The following is a 17,037-nucleotide window of genomic DNA, read 5'->3' on the forward strand; positions in this document are numbered from 1 at the left end:
TCGGTTACGCGGGAACGACGCTATGGTGAACCAGATGAAGGCTCTCGTGCTGTCCGGCGGAGCCGGCACACGGCTGCGGCCGATCACGCACACTTCGGCCAAACAGCTGGTGCCGGTTGCCAACAAGGCTGTGCTGTTCTACGGGCTGGAATCCATCGCCGAAGCCGGCGTCACCGATGTCGGCGTCATCGTCGGCGACACCGCCGCCGAAATCCAGGACGCGGTGGGCGACGGCTCGAAGTTCGGTCTCCAGATCACCTACATCCCCCAGGAACGCCCGCTCGGTCTGGCCCATGCGGTGCAGATCGCGCGGGACTATCTCGGCGACGACGACTTCGTGATGTACCTCGGCGACAACTTCATCGTCGGCGGCATCAGCGCCCTGGTCGAGGAGTTCCGCCACCATCGCCCCGACGCCCAGATCCTCCTCACCCACGTCCCCGACCCACGCGCCTTCGGCGTGGCCGAACTCGACGGCTCGGGACAGGTGGTGGGCCTGGAGGAGAAACCCGAGCACCCCAAGAGCGACCTCGCACTGGTCGGCGTCTACCTCTTCACGCCCGCCATCCACGCGGCGGTGCGCGCCATCAAGCCGTCCTGGCGCGGCGAGTTGGAGATCACCCACGCCATCCAGCACCTGATCGACGCCCGCGCCGACGTCCGGTGCACGGTCATCAAGGGCTACTGGAAGGACACCGGGAACGTCGACGACATGCTGGAGGTCAACCGGACGGTCCTGGAGGGGCTCGACCGGCGGATCGACGGCGAGGTCGACGAACTGTCCGAGACGGTCGGCCGGGTGGTCGTCGAGGAGGGCGCCCGGATCATCAACTCCCGGATCGTCGGCCCCGCCGTCATCGGCGCCGGATCGGTCGTCGACAACTCCTACGTCGGCCCATTCACCTCCATCGCCGAGAACTGCCACATCACCGACAGCGAGCTGGAGTTCTCCATCGTGCTGCGGGACTCCTCGATCGCCGGCGTCGGCCGCATCGAGTCCTCCCTGATCGGCCGGCACGCCGAGGTGACTCCGGCGCACCACGTCCCCAGCGCCCACCGATTCGTCCTCGGCGACCACAGCAAGGTGCAGATCCACACATGAACGTCCTCGTCACCGGCGCCGCCGGGTTCATCGGCTCGGCCTACGTCCGCATGCTGCTGCGGTCCGACGGCCCGACGATCACCGTGCTCGACAAGCTGACCTACGCCGGATCCCTCGACAACCTCCCCCTCGACCACCCCCGCCTGGAGTTCGTGCAGGGCGACATCCGCGACGCCGAACTCGTCGCCAAGCTCACCTCCCAGGCCGACCACGTCGTGCACTTCGCCGCCGAGTCCCATGTGGACCGCTCGATCAGCGGGGCGTCCGACTTCGTGCTCACCAATGTCGTCGGCACCCAGACCCTGCTGGAGGGCGCCCTGCGCGGCGGCGTGTCGACCTTCGTGCACATCTCCACCGACGAGGTGTACGGCTCGGTCGACTCCGGCTCCTCCGACGAGGAGTACCTGCTGCGGCCCAGCTCCCCGTACTCCGCCTCCAAGGCCTCCTCCGACCTGCTCGCCCTGGCCTACCACCACACCCACGGCCTGGATGTGCGGGTCACCCGCTGCTCCAACAACTACGGCCCGCACCAGTTCCCCGAGAAGGTCATCCCGCTCTTCGTCACCAACCTCCTCGACGGCCATCAGGTCCCGCTCTACGGCGAGGGCCTCAACGTCCGCGACTGGCTGCACGTCGACGACCACTGCCGCGGCGTCGAACTCGTCCGCACCCAGGGCCGCCCCGGCGAGGTCTACAACATCGGCGGCGGCACCGAACTGAGCAACAAGGAGCTCACCGGACTGCTCCTTGAGGCGTGCGGGGCGGACTGGGACCGGGTGACCCATGTGGCGGACCGCAAGGGCCACGATCTGCGCTACTCCGTCGACTGGAGCAAGGCCCGCGAGGAACTCGGCTACCGGCCCCGGCACGACTTCCGCTCCGGGCTCGCCGAGACCGTCGACTGGTACCGCGCCCACCGCGCCTGGTGGGAACCGCTGAAGCGGCGGGTGGCCGAGGAGCACGCATGAGGTGGCTGGTCACCGGCGCGGGCGGCATGCTCGGCCACGACGTCGTCGCCGAACTCCGCGCGCGCGGCGCCGAGGTGACCGGCCTCGGCCACCACGCCCTGGACATCACCGAACCCGCCTCCCTGGAGCGGGCGTTCACCGCGCACCGGCCCGAGACCGTCGTCAACTGCGCCGCCTACACGGCCGTGGACGACGCCGAGCAGGACGAGGCCACCGCCCTGCGCATCAACGGCGAAGGCCCCCGCCTGCTGGCCCGCGCCTGCGCCGCCCACGGCGCCCGGCTGATCCATGTCTCCACCGATTACGTCTTCTCCGGCCAAGCCCGTACCACCCCCTACCCCGAGGACCATCCGCCCGCCCCGCGCACCGCCTACGGCCGCACCAAACTCGCCGGGGAGCAGGCCGTACGCGAGGAACTCCCCGAGGCGAGCACCGTGGTGCGCACCGCCTGGCTCTACGGCGTCCACGGCCCGAACTTCGTCCGCACGATGATCGGCCTGGAGGCGAGCCGCCCCACCGTAGACGTGGTCGACGACCAGCGCGGACAGCCCACCTGGAGCGCCGACGTCGCGGCCCGTATCGCCGACCTCGCCCCGGACACCAACGGGGTTCTGCACGCCACAAATTCGGGCGAGGCCAGCTGGTACGAGCTGGCCCGCGAGGTCTTCCGGCTGCTCGGCGCCGACCCCGAGCGGGTACGCCCCACCGACAGCGCGGCCTTCCCCCGGCCCGCACCCCGCCCCCAGTACAGCGCCCTCGCACACGGCCGCTGGCAGACGCTCGGCCTGCCGCCGCTGCGCGACTGGCGCACCGCCCTGCACGAGGCACTTCCCCGCATCCGCAAGGAGTCCCCTTCGTGAAACGCCACGAGTTCCTGAAGGAACTGCACAAGGTCACCGCCAACCGCAACTACCTGGAGATCGGCGTCAACGACGGCCGCAGCCTCAGACTGTCCCGGGTCCCCAGCATCGCGATCGACCCCGCGTTCAAGGTGGTCACGGAGATCCGCTGCGACGTCCACCTGGTGAAGGCCACCAGCGACGACTTCTTCGCCCGCGACAACCCCCTCGCCCACCTCAAGGGCGGCCGCCATCCCGTGCGCAACCTGCGCCGCGGCCGCAGCCCGCTCGGCCACTGGCGGCGCACCACCCTCGACCTGTCGTTCATCGACGGCATGCACCTGTTCGAGTACGCGCTGCGGGACTTCATCAACGTCGAGCGGCACTCCGACTGGGCCAGTGTGATCGTCTTCGACGACATGCTGCCGCGCAACATCGACGAGGCGGCCCGCGACCGCCACACCGGCGCCTGGACCGGAGACGTCTACAAGCTCACCGAGATCCTCGCCCGGCACCGCCCCGACCTGGTCACCGTCCTCGTCGACACCCAACCCACCGGACAGCTCGTCGTGTTCGGCGCCGACCCGCACAACACCGTGCTGCGGGACAAGTACGACGAGATCGTCGCCGAGTACGACGTGCCCGACCCGCAGAAGGTGCCCGAGACGATCCTGGAACGGACCGGAGCCGTCCACCCCGAGACCCTGCTGGAAGCGGGCCTGTGGCGCCCGCTGGCCCGGGCCAGGAATCTCGGCGTACGGCGCTCCCGGGGCTGGCCAGCGCTGCGGCGCCTCCTGGAAGAGCTCACCATCCGCTGATCAGCGGGGAACCGCTTCCAGCACCTGGAAGTGCGTGGGCGCCAGCGGATCGCCCACACCGGTCAGTTCGAGTCCGGCCGAGTCGAGCAGGGCGGCGTACTCCGCCGCGGTGCGTTCCCGGCCTCCGGCCATGACCAGCATGTTCAGATCGCTCAGGACGACGCTGAGCTCGGCCGCGGGTCCGTTCTCGTCCGGCAGGACCGGCTCGACGAGGAGCAGCTTCGCCTGCTCGGGCATGGCCTCACGACAGCGCCGCAGCACAGTGCGCGCCAGCTCGTCGTCCCAGTCGTGGATGACGCTCTTGAGGACATACGCGTCGCCCCCGGCCGGTACGGCGGTGAAGAAGTCGCCCGTGGTGATCTCGCAGCGGTCGGCGACACCGGCCTCCGCGAGCACCTTGGCGGCCTCCCGCACACCGGTCTGGGTGTCGAAGAGGACGCCCCGGCTGTCGGGGTGCGCGCTCAACAGGGCGGCGAGCAGGGTGCCGTTGCCGCCGCCGACGTCCACGACGGTGGGGAAGCCGGAGAAGTCGTAGCCGGCCGCCACCACATCGGCCGCGCCCTGCGCGGTCTCCGCCATCGCAGCGTTGAACAGGGCGGACAGCTCCGGCTGTCGGCCGATGTAGGCGAAGGCCGGCATGCCGAAGACCGTCTCGAACGCCGTCCGGCCGGTGCGCACGCTCTGGTGCAGCTCGCCCCAGGGCCGCCACACCGCCGCAGAGGTGAACAGATCGGCGAGCGCGTGGGCCGGGGCGTCGGCGTCGGACCGCAGAACCTGGCCGAAGGAAGTGAGCGCGAACCGGTCGGTGCGGCCGGGGCGTTCCACCAGACCCAGGGCTTCCAGGGCCCGCAGCAGACGGCGCAGCGCGTCCTGGTCGGTGTCGGTGGCCGCGGCCAGCTCGGCGCAGCTCTTCGGGCTCTCGGCCAGCCTTTCGGGGATGCTCAGGCGGACGGCGGCGCCGAGCGCCTGGGAGGCCATGTAGCCGTGCACCAGGCGCAGGGCCCGGGCCTGGTCCTCGGCGCCGGCCGCCGCGGTGGCCGGGCGGTGCTCCGTCGGGTGCGATGCGCTGTCGGTCACTGCCGTGTGTCCCTTCGGGCCGGGCGTCGTCACCAGGCGACGTGCAGGGCGACGGGGGCGTGGTCGACGAACTGCCGGGCCATGCGGACCGGGCTGTCCGGTACCAGGTGCAGCCCCGGGAGCCGGGTGGTCAGGGCCTCCAGCGTCACCGCGAGCTGGAGCCTGGCCAGCCGGGCGCCCACACAGGCGTGCACGCCGTGGCCGAAGGTCAGGTGCCGGGTCATCTGCCGGGTGATGTCGAACGTCTCGGGCTGGTCGAACTCCTCGGGGTCCCGGTTGGCCGCGCTGTAGAGCGCCACCACGTCGGCCCCCGCCGGCAGGGTCCGTCCGCCCAGGCTCACTTCGCGCGTGGTCATCCGGAAGAAGGCGTGCACGGGGGTGTCGTAGCGGGAGATCTCCTCCACGGCGCCCGGGATCAGCTCAGGCTGCCGGCACAGCAGTTCCCACTGCTCGGGGTGGGAGAGCAGATGCCACAGTCCGTTGCCCAGCAGGGCGGTGGTGGTCGAGTGCCCGGCGGTGATCAGCCCGATGAACGTCCATACGAGTTCGGCGAGTTGCTCGTCGTCGATGGGTCCCGGGGGCGCGAGCACCTCGGCGATCTCACTGAAGGCGTCCGTGCCCGGCCGGTCCCTGCGCTCGCGCACATAGCGCGCCATGACCTGCTGGAACTCCAGGAACAGCTCGGCCGCCCCGACCTCTTCCTCGCGGGAGGCGCCGCCGGTGATGACCGCGACGCAGGCATAGGCGCCGTCCCGGATGATCGCCCGGTCCTGCGCGTCGATGCCGCACATGTCGCTGATGGTCTCAACGGGCAGCACGCGCGCGTACTGGCTCATCAACTCGGCCGAGCCGTCCGCCGCCATGGCGTCCACGAGCGCCGTCGCCCGCTTGCGGATCTCCGGCTCCATCACGGCCACCGCGTCCGTGCCGAGCCGCTTGGCGAGCGGGGCCCGCACCTTCAGGTGCCGGTCGCCGTTGACGTTGATGATGGCGGAGGAGGGCGGGAAGCCGCGCTCCAGCACGGCGAGGGCGTCCGGATGCAGCGGAAGCGGGGAGCGCAGGGCGTTCGCCGTGGAGAACGTCTCGTGCCGCTGCAGCACCGTGCGCACATCGTCGAACCGGGTCACCACCCAGGCCCGCAGCACCTCGGAGTAGAAGACCGGCTCCTGCTCCCGCGCCAGCGCGAAGAAGGGATACGGGTCTTGAAGATGCGCGCCGAGGGGGTCGTACGACTCGCCGATGGAGCTTGTCATCGCGCCCGTCTCCTCACTGAGAAAGGGCCATCACACCGCCACCGACGATGCCGCGCACGGCTCGCTGGAGGCTTGAACTCCGGTCAGGGGCCGGTACTCAGCCGCCGCGCAGCCACCGGTAGCGGGCGACACAGTCCTCGTACGACGGCAGGAGCCCGGTGCGCAGCGCCTGGGCCAGGGGCGGTGCCTCGGCGTCCTTGGGGGACAGCACGGGCTCCATGCCCTCGGGCCAGGGCAGCCCCAGGTCCGGGTCGAGCGGGTGCACGCCGTGCTCGCGGTCCGGGGCGTAGCCGGTGGAGCACAGGTAGATGACGGTGGCGTCGTCGGTGAGCGCCATGAAGGCGTGCCCGAGGCCCTCGGCGAGGAACACCGCGTGCCGGGTGTCGTCGTCGAGCCGTACCGCCTCCCACTGCCCGAACGCCGGGGATCCGGTGCGCAGATCGACCACCACGTCCAGGACGGCGCCGCGCACACAGGTCACGTACTTGGCCTGACCGGGCGGAACGTCGGAGAAGTGCACGCCGCGCACCACGCCCCGCCGGGAGACGGAGCAGTTGGCCTGCGCGAGCGTCAGGTCGTGTCCGGTGGCCTCGCGGAACTCCTCGCCCCGGTACCACTCGTGGAAGCTGCCCCGGTCGTCCGGAAAGACCTTGGGCTCCAGCACCCAGGCACCGTCGATCCCCAGTGCGCGCACTCCATCACCTCCGTGGAGCCCTGAGCAGGGCCTTCGCCTTGCGTACCAGTCGGCGCAGCACGCTGGGGCGGGGCGTGCGGCGCACCTGCACGCCGTGCGCCCCGGCGCGCAGCGCGAACGGCAGTGCCAGCAGCCGCGGTTCGGCGGCGTCCGGGACCGGGACCAGGGAGGTCCGCCAGGTCGTCCCGCCCATCACCAGGGCGGGCAGCGCGGCCGTCAGCAGGGCCCCGGATCCGTCGGGCACGGGGGAGAGCGTGGCGGCGGCGTCCAGTTCCTTGCCCCGCGCGGTCAGCCGCAGCAGCACGTCCGTGTCGCCCGGCACGTACAACGGCATCGGGGCGCTGAGCCGGTCGTGCGCGACGGTGACCTCCTCCAGGGCGACCCGCCCGAGCCCGAGGTTCCGGCTCGCGCGGTCGACGTCCAGGGCGAGCGTGAGGTGCCGGGCGGTCCAGTACGGCAGCACCACACGCCCGGCGACGACACCGGCGTACGCCATCGGGCGCTCGGTGCGCGGCACAAGCGCGAGCCGGCACTCCTTGGTCCAGCCGCCCAGCTTCACCCGGACCACGGCGTCCCACAGCCCGGCCAGGGGAGCGTCGCCGGCCGCCTGCGCCGGGTCCACGGTGGCCGTGGCCCGCAGCACCAGCCGGAACCGCCCCCTGTCCTCGGTCGGCACGGTCTCCCGGGTGAACTGCACCGGCTGGAAGTACTGGGCGGCATTGGAGCGTTGGCGCAGCAGCAGGTCCGCGGTCGCGGAGCCGAACCGGGCAACGGTGTCGGCGCCCACCCAGGCGATGGCCTCGGTGACGTCCTTCGGCGGGGCCTGCAGTGGATCGCCGCCGCCGGTGGCGCCGAACGTCAGCGGCGCCCCGCCGGAGTGGTACTCCGCGGCGAAGGACACCCGCAGCGTGCCGTCCTCCCACTCCAGGCCCTCCGGAACGGCCTTGAGGACGACGCCCGCCTCCCACTCGGCGAACGCCTCCACATCGCCGTACCGGTCCGCGGCGATCAGCGCCGCCACCACCTGCTGGGTGGGCTGAAGACCGGCCGCCACACCGGGCCCGAACCGCTCGACGACGACGGAGTGGATCTCCCGGAACATCTCCTTGCGGTAGTCGGCGGGCATGGCCAGCAGCCGCTTGCCGCGCATCCGTTCGACCATCTCCACCCGCAGCCAGCGGCGGAACAGCCGGTCGCGCACCGCCCCCGGCTCGGTGTACCGCTCGACGACGTCCAGGGCCTCGCGCAGGTTCTTGAAGTAGCCGACGGGGTCGAAGCGCTGGAAGCCCGCGTTGGCGGCGTCGTCCCGGCGGACGTGGTAGTAGCAGACGTAGTCGCTGAGCACCGAGACGTTGTCCGCCCGCAGAAACGCCTCGGTGACGAAGACATGGTCCTCAAGGCGCCGCTTGCCCTCGGGGAAGCGCAGGCCGATACGGTCCAGGAAGGCGCGCCGGAACATCTTGTGCGGGGTGAGGCTGTCGATCAGCGGCGCGCTCTCCACCGTGGCCCGCGGATGGTTGCGACGGAACAGCTCCACCGGCACCCCGCGGCCCTGACCTGCCATTTTTCCTACGACGACATCGGCGCCGTTGGCCACGCCGTAGTCGTACATCCGCTCGAGCGCCTCGTCACCGAGGTGATCGTCGTTGTCCACGAACATCACGTACTCGCCGCGGGAGGCGGCGACGCCGACGTTGCGGGGCTTGCCCGACCAGCCCGAGTTCTCCTGGTGCACGACGGTCACCCGGGGGTCCTCGGCGGCGAGCTCGTCCAGCCGGCCCGGCGTGTCGTCGGTGGAGCCGTCGTCGACGAAGATCACTTCGTACTCGTCCGGGGGCAGGGACTGCCGCAGCAGCGAGGAGATGCAGTCCTCGATGTACGCCCCCGGGTTGTACACGGGAACGATGACGCTGACCTTGACCGGCATCGCGCTCGAAGTCCCCTCGGGTCGTCGCCTGCCTTGTATGGGTCTCGCCCGATGCTAACCCGCTCCCCGTCGCTTGCCACCTCCGCCCAGGCCGGTGCCCGTAGCCTGGCGGAGTGCGTCTGCTGCTGATGTCCGACACCCACCTCCCCGTGCGCGCCCGCGCACTTCCCGACCAGCTCCTCGCCGAACTCCCGCACGCCGACGTGGTGATCCACGCCGGTGACTGGGTCGACACGGCCACCCTCGATCTGCTGGAGAGCCGCAGCCGCCGGCTGATCGCCGTGTACGGCAACAACGACGGCCCCGAGCTGCGGGCCCGCCTCCCCGAAGTGGCCCGTGCGGAGCTAGGCGGCCTGCGTTTCGGCGTGGTCCACGAGACGGGCCCGGCGGCCGGCCGCGAGGTGCGGTGTGCCGCGCGCTTCCCCGACCTGGACGTCCTGGTGTTCGGGCACAGCCACATCCCGTGGGACACCTCCGCCCCGTCCGGTCTGCGCCTGCTCAACCCGGGCTCCCCGACCGACCGGCGCCGCCAGCCGCACTGCACGTACCTCACCGCCTCGGTCGCCGACGGCGGCCTCACGGACGTGGAACTGCACCGCCTGCCACTCCGCTAGCGCCTCCTGTGCCGCCACCGCCAGGCGACCAGAACCAGCAGGGCGGCCGCCAGCGGTGGGCCCACCCGTCGGGCGACGGGGAGGGCGGCCGTGCGGGCGAGATCGAGGGGCGCGGTCTCCTCGGGTGCCGAGGTCGCCGGTGCCGTCTCAGGCTCCGGCTCCGGCCCGGTGAGGCGTTCGGCCAGGCACTCGGCGAACTGCGAGACCAGCCGGTCGCCCACCTCCGACAGCAGCCCCCGCCCGAACTGCGCCGGACGCCCGGTCACCGACAGATCGGTGAGCACGGTGACCGCCGTACCGTCGTCGCCTTCGGTGAGTGTGCCGGTCACGGTGGCCCGCGCGGTGCCCTGCCCGCGGGCCTCCCGACCGCTCGCGCTCAGCACCATCCGGTGCTCCTGCTCGTCCCGCTCCTCGAACACCCCGGTGCCCTTGTACGTCAGGGTCACCGGGCCCACCTTGACCTTCACCGATCCGGTCACCGTCTTGCCGTCGTAGTCCGTCACGCTCGCTCCTGGCAGACAGGGCGCGACCCGCTCGATGTCGAGGAGCGCCCGCCAGGCGTCGTCGACCGGTACGGGCACGGTGAACTCGTGGCGCAGTTCCATGACTTTCTCCTCACGCTCCCCGTGGATGGATGGCGCCGGCGGTCGCCGTCAGCGGGGCGCCGGTGCCGCCCCAGCGCAGGGCGACGATCTCGGCGGCGACCGACACGGCGACCTCCTCGGGCGTACGGGCCCCGAGGTCGAGCCCGACCGGCGAGCGCAGCCGGGACAGTTCGGCCCCGGTGAGCCCGGCCGCGGCCAGTCGTCGCATCCGGTCGTCATGGGTACGGCGGCTGCCCATCGCCCCGATGTACGCGGCCGGCCTGCGCAGGGCCTCCTCCAGCAGCGGCACGTCGAACTTCGGGTCGTGGGTGAGGACGCAGATCACCGTGCGGTTGTCGGTGTCGGTGCCGTTCAGGTAGCGGTGCGGCCAGTCGACGACCACCTCGACGCCCTCCGGGAAGCGTTTGGGCGTGGCGAAGACCGGGCGGGCGTCGCAGACGGTGACCCGGTAGCCGAGGAAGTCGCCGATCCGGGCGACGGCGGCCGCGTAGTCGATCGCGCCGAAGACCAGCATCCGCGGCGGCGGCGCGAAGGAGTGCAGGAAGACGGCGACGGCGTCCTCACGGCGCTCGCCGTGCGGCCCGTAGTGGCGCAGTTCCGTGACGCCGAGGGCGAGTTCGCCGCGCGCGTCGGCGGTGACCGCCGCGTCCAGGCCCGCCGCGCCCAGCGTGCCGAGGACCCGGTCGGGCCAGACCGCGAGGGTCGCGCCGCGTGGCGCGGGTCCGTCGGCCACCGACGCCACGGTGACCGGCTCACCGGCGGCGACGGACTCGGCGACCGCGCCGAAGGCAGGGTCGGAGGCGGCCGTCACCGGACGTACGAGGAGGGTGATCTCGCCGCCGCAGGTGAGCCCCACCGCGAACGCGTCCTCGTCGCTGTACCCGAAGGTCTCCACGCGCGCCTCGCCGCTCGCCACCACCTCCTGGGCCAGCTCGAACACCGCCCCCTCGACACAGCCGCCCGACACACTGCCCACGACCTCGTCACCCGGCCCCACGGCCATCGCGGCCCCCGGATCACGCGGCGCGCTGCGGCTCGTCGCAACGACGGTGGCAAGCCCGAACGGCGACCCGGCCGCGTACCAGCCACGCAGCACCGGCAGTACGTCACGCATCGTCGGCTCCTCTCACCGCCGCGGCCAAGTGCTTCAGGGCCGTGAGGCTGTGGCTTGGGGCGGGCGCGTCGACACTCGGCGGCGCCGCGGCCATCGAGGCCGCGTACTCGTTCCCCTGCACCGGCAGTACGTCACGCATCGTCGGCTCCTCTCACCGCCGCGGCCAAGTGCTTCAGGGCCGCGAGGCTGTGGCTTGGGGCGGGCGCGTCGACACTCGGCGGCGCCGCGGCCATCGAGGCCGCGTACCCGTTCCCCTGCACCGGCAGTACGTCACGCATCCTCGGCTCCTCTCACCACGGCCGCCAGGCGTTCCAGCGCCGCGAGGCTGTGGCCCTCGACGAACGCGTCCACGCTCGGCAGGGCCGCCGCCATCCCGGCCGCCAAGGGGGCGTAACCGGGGCGGGCCTTGAGCGGGTTGGCCCAGATCACCCGGTGGGCCAGGCGGTGCAGGCGGCGCATTCGTTCCGCGAGCAGCTCCGGGTCGCCGCGCTCCCAGCCGTCGGACAGCACCACCACGATCGCACCGCGCGCCATACCGCGCTGTCCCCAGCGCTCCAGGAACACGCCCAGCAGCTCACCCAGCCGGGTACCCCCACGCCAGTCCGGCACCGCCGACGCGACCGCGGCCATCGCGAGGTCAGGGTCCCGATGCGACAGCTCCCGCGTGACCCGGGTCAGCCGTGTCCCGATCGTGAACACCTCCGTACGGGCCCCGCGCACGGCCGCGTGCGCGAAGCGCAGCAGCGCGTCCGCGTACGGCGCCATGGAGCCGCTGACGTCCACGAGCAGCACCACCCGGCGCGGATGCTCCGTCCGGGCGTACCGGAGCAGCCGCGCGGGCTCCCCGCCGCGCCGCAGCAGCTCCCGGACCGTGCGATGCGGATCGACCTCCCCGCGCCGAGCAGGACGCCGCCGCGCGGACCGCCGTACCTCGCCCCGCAGCGCCAGCGTGGCCAGCAGCCGGCGCACCTGCTCGCGCTCGGCGCCGCTCAGGCGGGCGAAGTCGCGGTGGCGCAGCACCTCGGAGGTACTGGCGAGGGCGGCCACGGGTGGTGCGTCCGGCGCCTGCGCCGTACGGGCCTCCCCTTCCGCATCCCGTACGACGAGCCGCAGCCGGGGCGCGCGGGGGACCGTGACCGGGCGCCGAGCGGCTTGCCCGGTGCCGCCGAAGAAGGCCGCGAACACCCGGTCGTACCGCTCCAGATCGTCCCGTTCCCCGCACAGCGTCAGCCGCCCCGCCCAGTAGACGTCCGCCGGCAGGACATCCACCGCGGAGAGGAACGCGTGCACCCGCTCCGTACTCGCCTCGACGCCCGCCGCGCGCAGGGCGCGGGCGAAGCCGAGGAGCGCGGCGTCGACGCCGGGCATCGTCACGCACCCCGCCCCGCGAGCACCGCAGCCAAGTCCAGCCCCCGGGCCCGCTCCGCGTCCTCCCGGTACTTCAGCACCGAACCCAGCGTGGTCACCGCCAGCTCGGCGTCCACCTCGTTCGCGCCGAGCGCGTCCAGGGCCTCGGCCCAGTCGATCGTCTCGGCGACGCCCGGCGGTTTGAGGAGGTCATGCGTGCGCAGGGCCTGGACCAGCGCGGTGACCTGTTCCGCGAGGCGCGCCGACACCCCGGGCAACCGTCTGCGCACGATGGCCAGTTCGCGGGCGAAGTCCGGATGGTCGAACCAGTGGTACAGGCAGCGCCGCTTCAGCGCGTCGTGCACCTCACGGGTGCGATTGGAGGTCAGCACGACCACCGGAGGCACCTCCGCGCGCAGGGTGCCGAGCTCCGGGATCGTCACCGAGAACTCCGACAGCAGCTCCAACAGGAACGCCTCGAACTCGTCGTCCGCCCGGTCGATCTCGTCGACCAGCAGCACCGACGGCTGCGTCTCCAGCGCCTTGAGCAGCGGCCGGGCGACGAGGAAGCGCCGGTCGTACAGCTCGCCCTCGAGCCGGGCCGCGTCGGTGACCCCGGCCGCCTCGGCGGCCCGCAGATGCAGCAGCTGGCGCGGGAAGTCCCAGTCGTACAGGGCCTGCGAGGCGTCGATGCCCTCGTGGCACTGGAGGCGGATCAGCGGGGCGTCGAGGGCCTCGGCGAAGGCGGACGCGAGCGCCGTCTTGCCGACGCCCGCGTCGCCCTCGCAGAACAGCGGCCGGTGCAGCCTCAGGGCCAGGAAACAGGCCACGGCCAGCCCTTCGTCGACGAGGTACCCCGTCTCCTCCAGGCGGGCCCGCACCTGTTCCGGCCCTTCGAAGTCCGTGATCGCCCCTCACCCCATTCCGGCGGCGGTCAGCACCGCCCGCCTGGTGAGCACCCGGGCCAGATGCGCCCGGTACTCGGGCGAGGCGTTGGTGTCCTGGGCGGGCCGTGTGCCGTCGGCCGCCTCCTCGGCCGCCCGCGCCACCGCATCGGCGTCCCCGGCGCCGGCCAGGGCCTCCTCGGAGGCATAGGCACGCAGTGGCGTGGAGCCCATATTGGTCAGCCCGACCCGCGCCTCGGCGATGCGCCCGTCGTCCCGCCGCACCAGCGCGGCCACGCCGACGATCGCCCAGGACTGCGCGACCCGGTGGAACTTCTCGTAGTGGAAGCCCCAGCCGTCCGCCTTCGGCACCCGCACCTCGGTGAGCAACTCGTCGGGCGCCAAAGAGGACTGCAGGTAGTCGACGAAGAACTCCCGCGCCGGGATGGTGCGCTTGCCGCCGGGCCCCTGGGCCACCAGCTCCGCGTCCATCGCAAGCACCACGGCGGGCAGGTCCCCGGCCGGATCGGCGTGCGCGAGCGAGCCGCCGAGGGTGCCGCGATGCCGCACGGCGGGATCGGCGACCGTCGCCGTGGCGGCGGCCAGCAGACCGGCGTGCCGACGGACCAGCGGATCCCCGATCACCTCGTGATGGGTGGTCATGGCGCCGATGACCAGGGCGTCGCCGTCCTCGCGCACCCCGCTCAGACCGGGGACGCGACCGACGTCCACGACCAGTTCGGGAAAGGCGAGGCGCATCCGCAGCAGCGGCAGCAGGCTCTGCCCGCCGGCCAGCACCTTGGCGTCCTCGCCGCCGTCGGCGAGCGCGCGCACCGCCTCGTCGACGCTCGTCGGACGGGCGTAGTCGAATGCCGGAGGAATCATGACCGAGCCTCCTCGATGGCCTTCCAGACCCGCTCGGGGGTACAGGGCATACGGACGTCCTCGACGCCCAGCGGCCGTAGCGCGTCGATGACCGCGTTGACGACGGCGGGTGTGGAGGCGATGGTCCCGGCCTCGCCGACTCCCTTGACGCCCAGGGCGTTCGAGGTCGCCGGTGTCTCCGTGCGGTCCGTGACGAATTCGGGCAGGTCCGGTGCCGACGGGACGAGGTAGTCGGCCATCGTGCCGGAGATCAGGTTGCCGTCCTCGTCGTACACGGCCTCCTCGTACAGCGCCTGCGCGATGCCCTGCGCGAGCCCGCCGTGCACCTGGCCCTCGACGATCATCGGGTTGATCACCTTGCCGATGTCGTCGACGCAGACGTACGAACGGATCCTGCTCTGCCCGGTCTCGGTGTCGACCTCGACCGCGCACAGATGGGTGCCGTGCGGGTAGGAGAAGGTGTCCGGGTCGAGCAGGTGCTCGGCGTTGATGGTGGGTTCCATGCCGTCGGGCAGATCGTGCGAGGAGAAGGTCTCGAAGGCGACCTCCTGGATGGTCCTGCGCGCCTCGGGGGAGCCCTTCACGGAGAAGACGCCGTCGGTGAACTCCAGGTCGTTCTCGCTCGCTTCGAGCAGATGGGCGGCCACCTTCCGGGCCTTGTCCACCACCTTGCGCGCCGCGTGGTGCACGGCCAGACCGCCGACCACCAGCGACCGCGAGCCGTAGGTGTCCATGCCCTGCGGGGCCGCCTTGGTGTCGCCGTGCACCACCTCGACGTCGTCGAAGGGCACGCCCAGCACATCGGCCGCGATCTGGCTCCAGCAGGTCGCGTGTCCCTGGCCGTGCGGGCTGGTGCCGGTGACCACCTCGACCTTGCCGGTGGGCAGCATCCGGACGCTCGCCGCCTCCCAGCCGCCGGCCACATACCGCAGATCCCTGAGGATCCGGCTCGGCGCGAGGCCGCACATCTCGGTGTACGTCGACACACCGATGCCGAGGCGTACGGTGTCCGCGCGGTCGTTGCGGTCGGACTGCTCGGCACGGAGCTTGTCGTAGTCGAACAGCTCCAGTGCTTTCGCCGTCGCCGCCTCGTAGTTGCCGCTGTCGTAGGTCAGGCCCGCGATGGCGGTGTACGGGAACTCCTCGTGCCGGATCCAGTTCCGGCGCCGCAACTCCACCGGATCCAGGCCGAGTTCGGCCGCCAGCTCGTCCATGGTCCGCTCGATGGCGAAGGTCGCCTCGGGGCGTCCGGCGCCGCGGTAGGCATCGGTCGGGGTCCGGGTGGTGAAGACGCCGGTGCAGGTGAAGTCGTAGGCGTCCATCTTGTAGATCCCCGGGTACATGAAGGCCCCGAGGAGTGGGGTGCCCGGTGTGATCAGCATCAGGTAGGCGCCCATGTCGACGAGCAGGTCGACCTTGAGCCCGAGGAGCTTGCCGTCGCGGTTCGCGGCGATCTCGATGTCCTGGATCATGCCGCGGCCGTGGTGGGTGGCCAGGTAGCCCTCGGAGCGGGACTCGGTCCACTTCACCGGCCGGCCGAGGCGCCGCGCGACGGCGAGGGCGATGGCCTCCTCGCCGTACACCTGGAGCTTGGAGCCGAAGCCGCCGCCGACGTCCGGGGCGATCACCCGCAGCTTGTTCTCGGGGATTCCGGTGACCATGGCCATCAGAATGCGCAGGATGTGCGGGATCTGGGTCGAGGAGTACAGCGTGTACTCGCCGGAGGCGGCGATCGGGGTGACCACGACCGCGCGCGGCTCCATGGCGTTGGGGATGAGCCGCTGCTGGTGGTAGCGGCGCTTGAGGGTCACCTCGGCGCGCTGTCGTACGGCGTCGAAGTCCTCGCCCGTCTTCAGCGGCCAGGTGTAGCAGCGGTTGGTGCCCTTGTCGGAGTGGACCAGCGGGGCGTCCTCGGCGAGGGCTTCCTCCAGGTCGAGTACCGGGGGCAGGGGGTCGTAGTCGACCTCGATGGCCTCCAGGGCGTCGGCGGCCGTGTACCGGTCGCGGGCCACGACGACGGCGACCGGGTCGCCCGCGTGGCGGACCTCGTCGACGGCGATGGGCGGGTGGTCGGGCATCACGATGTCCTCGGTCACCGGCCAGACGCAGGGCATGGAGGCCAGGCCCTCGGCGAGGTCCCGGCCGCTGAACGCGGCGACGACGCCGGGGCGTTCGAGGGCGGGGGAGACGTCGAGGCGCTCGATGCGGGCGTGCGCCATCGGGCTGCGCAGCAGCGCGAAGTGCAGCAGTCCGTTCACGTCGATGTTGTCGGTCCAGGTGGTCTGCCCGGTGATCAGATGGGCGTCCTCCTTGCGGGGCCGGGCGCGGCCGACCTCGCGCTCCACCGTCTCGGTCATGCCGTGACCTCCTCTTCGGAGGCGGCCAGGACGGCCCGCACGATGTTCTGGTAGCCGGTGCACCGGCAGAGGTTCCCTTCCAGGCCCTGCCGTACCTCGTCGGCGGTGGGATGCGGGTTCTCGCGCAGCAGATCGCGCGCCGCCATGATCATGCCCGGGGTGCAGTAACCGCACTGCAGGGCGTGCCGCTCGTGGAAGGCGCGCTGCAGCCCGGTCCACTCCCCGTCCTGGGCGAGCCCCTGCACCGTGGTGACCTCACCCCCGTCCGCCTGGACGGCGAGCACCGAGCAGCTCTTGACGCTCTCGCCGTCGAGGTCGAGCGTGCAGGCCCCGCAGTTCGAGGTGTCGCAGCCGATCGGGGTGCCGGTGAGTCCGAGCCGGTCGCGCAGGTAGTGGATCAGAAGGAGACGGGGCTCCACCTCGTCCTCGTACGTCGTGCCGTCCACCTTCACCGTGATGTGGGTCATGGGCCCTCCAGAGAGGGGAATCGTCGGCCGAACGTGATGTACGTCACTCTATGGCGGCGCCGGGGAGGCGGCGAGTGCTGCGGCGG

18 protein-coding genes are annotated in these 17,037 nt (G+C 71.9%); 5 read left to right on the forward strand and 13 right to left on the reverse strand.

What is annotated here, in order from left to right:
- Positions 1 to 34 precede the first annotated feature (34 nt).
- From OHT76_RS40040 to OHT76_RS40055, 4 genes are read left to right on the forward strand one after another with little or no spacing between them, the layout of a single operon-like run.
- Positions 35 to 1,102 (forward strand): glucose-1-phosphate thymidylyltransferase, encoded by a 1,068-nt coding sequence (locus tag OHT76_RS40040; RefSeq protein WP_328875786.1) that lies wholly within the window; start codon positions 35 to 37, stop codon positions 1,100 to 1,102.
- Positions 1,099 to 2,070, forward strand: coding sequence for a dTDP-glucose 4,6-dehydratase (rfbB, locus tag OHT76_RS40045; RefSeq protein WP_328875787.1), 972 nt, complete (start codon positions 1,099 to 1,101; stop codon positions 2,068 to 2,070). The genes OHT76_RS40040 and rfbB overlap by 4 nt, the downstream gene beginning before the upstream one ends.
- Entirely contained in the window at positions 2,067 to 2,930 is an 864-nt protein-coding gene (rfbD, locus tag OHT76_RS40050; protein ID WP_328875788.1) for a dTDP-4-dehydrorhamnose reductase, read from the forward strand. Before rfbB ends, rfbD begins: the two co-directional genes overlap by 4 nt.
- Positions 2,927 to 3,727: a class I SAM-dependent methyltransferase gene (locus OHT76_RS40055; RefSeq protein ID WP_328875789.1), complete on the forward strand. Its 801-nt coding sequence runs from the start codon at positions 2,927 to 2,929 to the stop codon at positions 3,725 to 3,727. Before rfbD ends, OHT76_RS40055 begins: the two co-directional genes overlap by 4 nt.
- Here the strand turns inward: OHT76_RS40055 and OHT76_RS40060 are convergent, their stop codons facing one another.
- The 4 genes from OHT76_RS40060 to OHT76_RS40075 all read right to left on the reverse strand — a co-directional run bounded on the left by OHT76_RS40060 (position 3,728) and on the right by OHT76_RS40075 (position 8,678).
- Positions 3,728 to 4,804: a methyltransferase gene (locus OHT76_RS40060; protein WP_328875790.1), complete on the reverse strand. Its 1,077-nt coding sequence runs from the start codon at positions 4,802 to 4,804 to the stop codon at positions 3,728 to 3,730.
- Positions 4,805 to 4,833: 29 nt separating this feature from the next.
- A complete protein-coding gene (locus tag OHT76_RS40065; RefSeq protein WP_328875791.1) occupies positions 4,834 to 6,057 on the reverse strand; it encodes a cytochrome P450 in 1,224 nt (407 codons plus the stop codon).
- Between the two features lie 97 nt (positions 6,058 to 6,154).
- A complete protein-coding gene (gene rfbC / locus OHT76_RS40070; RefSeq protein WP_328875792.1) occupies positions 6,155 to 6,751 on the reverse strand; it encodes a dTDP-4-dehydrorhamnose 3,5-epimerase in 597 nt (198 codons plus the stop codon).
- A gap of 4 nt (positions 6,752 to 6,755) precedes the next feature.
- Positions 6,756 to 8,678 (reverse strand): glycosyltransferase family 2 protein, encoded by a 1,923-nt coding sequence (locus OHT76_RS40075; protein WP_328875793.1) that lies wholly within the window; start codon positions 8,676 to 8,678, stop codon positions 6,756 to 6,758.
- A 113-nt stretch (positions 8,679 to 8,791) separates the two neighbouring features.
- On the opposite strand from OHT76_RS40075, the gene OHT76_RS40080 reads away from it, so the two are divergent.
- Positions 8,792 to 9,292 carry a metallophosphoesterase family protein gene (locus OHT76_RS40080; protein ID WP_328875794.1) on the forward strand — a complete coding sequence of 167 codons (501 nt, stop codon included), beginning with the start codon at positions 8,792 to 8,794 and terminating at the stop codon, positions 9,290 to 9,292.
- On the opposite strand, the gene OHT76_RS40085 is transcribed toward OHT76_RS40080, so the two are convergent.
- From OHT76_RS40085 to OHT76_RS40125, 9 genes are read right to left on the reverse strand one after another with little or no spacing between them, the layout of a single operon-like run.
- On the reverse strand, positions 9,289 to 9,897 hold the full coding sequence (locus OHT76_RS40085; protein ID WP_328875795.1) for an SRPBCC family protein: 609 nt from the start codon (positions 9,895 to 9,897) through the stop codon (positions 9,289 to 9,291). The two genes, OHT76_RS40080 and OHT76_RS40085, sit on opposite strands and share 4 nt — an antisense overlap.
- Before the next feature lie 10 nt (positions 9,898 to 9,907).
- Positions 9,908 to 11,011: an XdhC family protein gene (locus OHT76_RS40090; protein WP_328875796.1), complete on the reverse strand. Its 1,104-nt coding sequence runs from the start codon at positions 11,009 to 11,011 to the stop codon at positions 9,908 to 9,910.
- The gene (locus OHT76_RS40095) at positions 11,004 to 11,150 is read right to left on the reverse strand and encodes a hypothetical protein (RefSeq protein WP_328875797.1); all 147 of its coding nucleotides are present in this window, start codon (positions 11,148 to 11,150) and stop codon (positions 11,004 to 11,006) included. The genes OHT76_RS40090 and OHT76_RS40095 overlap by 8 nt, the downstream gene beginning before the upstream one ends.
- Positions 11,143 to 11,289 carry a hypothetical protein gene (locus OHT76_RS40100; protein ID WP_328875798.1) on the reverse strand — a complete coding sequence of 49 codons (147 nt, stop codon included), beginning with the start codon at positions 11,287 to 11,289 and terminating at the stop codon, positions 11,143 to 11,145. Before OHT76_RS40100 ends, OHT76_RS40095 begins: the two co-directional genes overlap by 8 nt.
- Positions 11,282 to 12,379, reverse strand: coding sequence for a vWA domain-containing protein (locus OHT76_RS40105; protein ID WP_328875799.1), 1,098 nt, complete (start codon positions 12,377 to 12,379; stop codon positions 11,282 to 11,284). The genes OHT76_RS40100 and OHT76_RS40105 overlap by 8 nt, the downstream gene beginning before the upstream one ends.
- Before the next feature lie 2 nt (positions 12,380 to 12,381).
- On the reverse strand, positions 12,382 to 13,266 hold the full coding sequence (locus OHT76_RS40110) for an AAA family ATPase (protein ID WP_328876735.1): 885 nt from the start codon (positions 13,264 to 13,266) through the stop codon (positions 12,382 to 12,384).
- Between the two features lie 6 nt (positions 13,267 to 13,272).
- The gene (locus OHT76_RS40115; protein ID WP_328875800.1) at positions 13,273 to 14,127 is read right to left on the reverse strand and encodes an FAD binding domain-containing protein; all 855 of its coding nucleotides are present in this window, start codon (positions 14,125 to 14,127) and stop codon (positions 13,273 to 13,275) included.
- Positions 14,124 to 16,484 (reverse strand): xanthine dehydrogenase family protein molybdopterin-binding subunit, encoded by a 2,361-nt coding sequence (locus OHT76_RS40120; protein WP_328875801.1) that lies wholly within the window; start codon positions 16,482 to 16,484, stop codon positions 14,124 to 14,126. The genes OHT76_RS40115 and OHT76_RS40120 overlap by 4 nt, the downstream gene beginning before the upstream one ends.
- The gene (locus OHT76_RS40125) at positions 16,481 to 16,951 is read right to left on the reverse strand and encodes a (2Fe-2S)-binding protein (RefSeq protein ID WP_328875802.1); all 471 of its coding nucleotides are present in this window, start codon (positions 16,949 to 16,951) and stop codon (positions 16,481 to 16,483) included. Before OHT76_RS40125 ends, OHT76_RS40120 begins: the two co-directional genes overlap by 4 nt.
- Positions 16,952 to 17,037: the final 86 nt, after the last annotated feature.

Origin of the sequence: Streptomyces sp. NBC_00287 (assembly GCF_036173105.1) — a bacterium.
Taxonomy (GTDB): domain Bacteria; phylum Actinomycetota; class Actinomycetes; order Streptomycetales; family Streptomycetaceae; genus Streptomyces.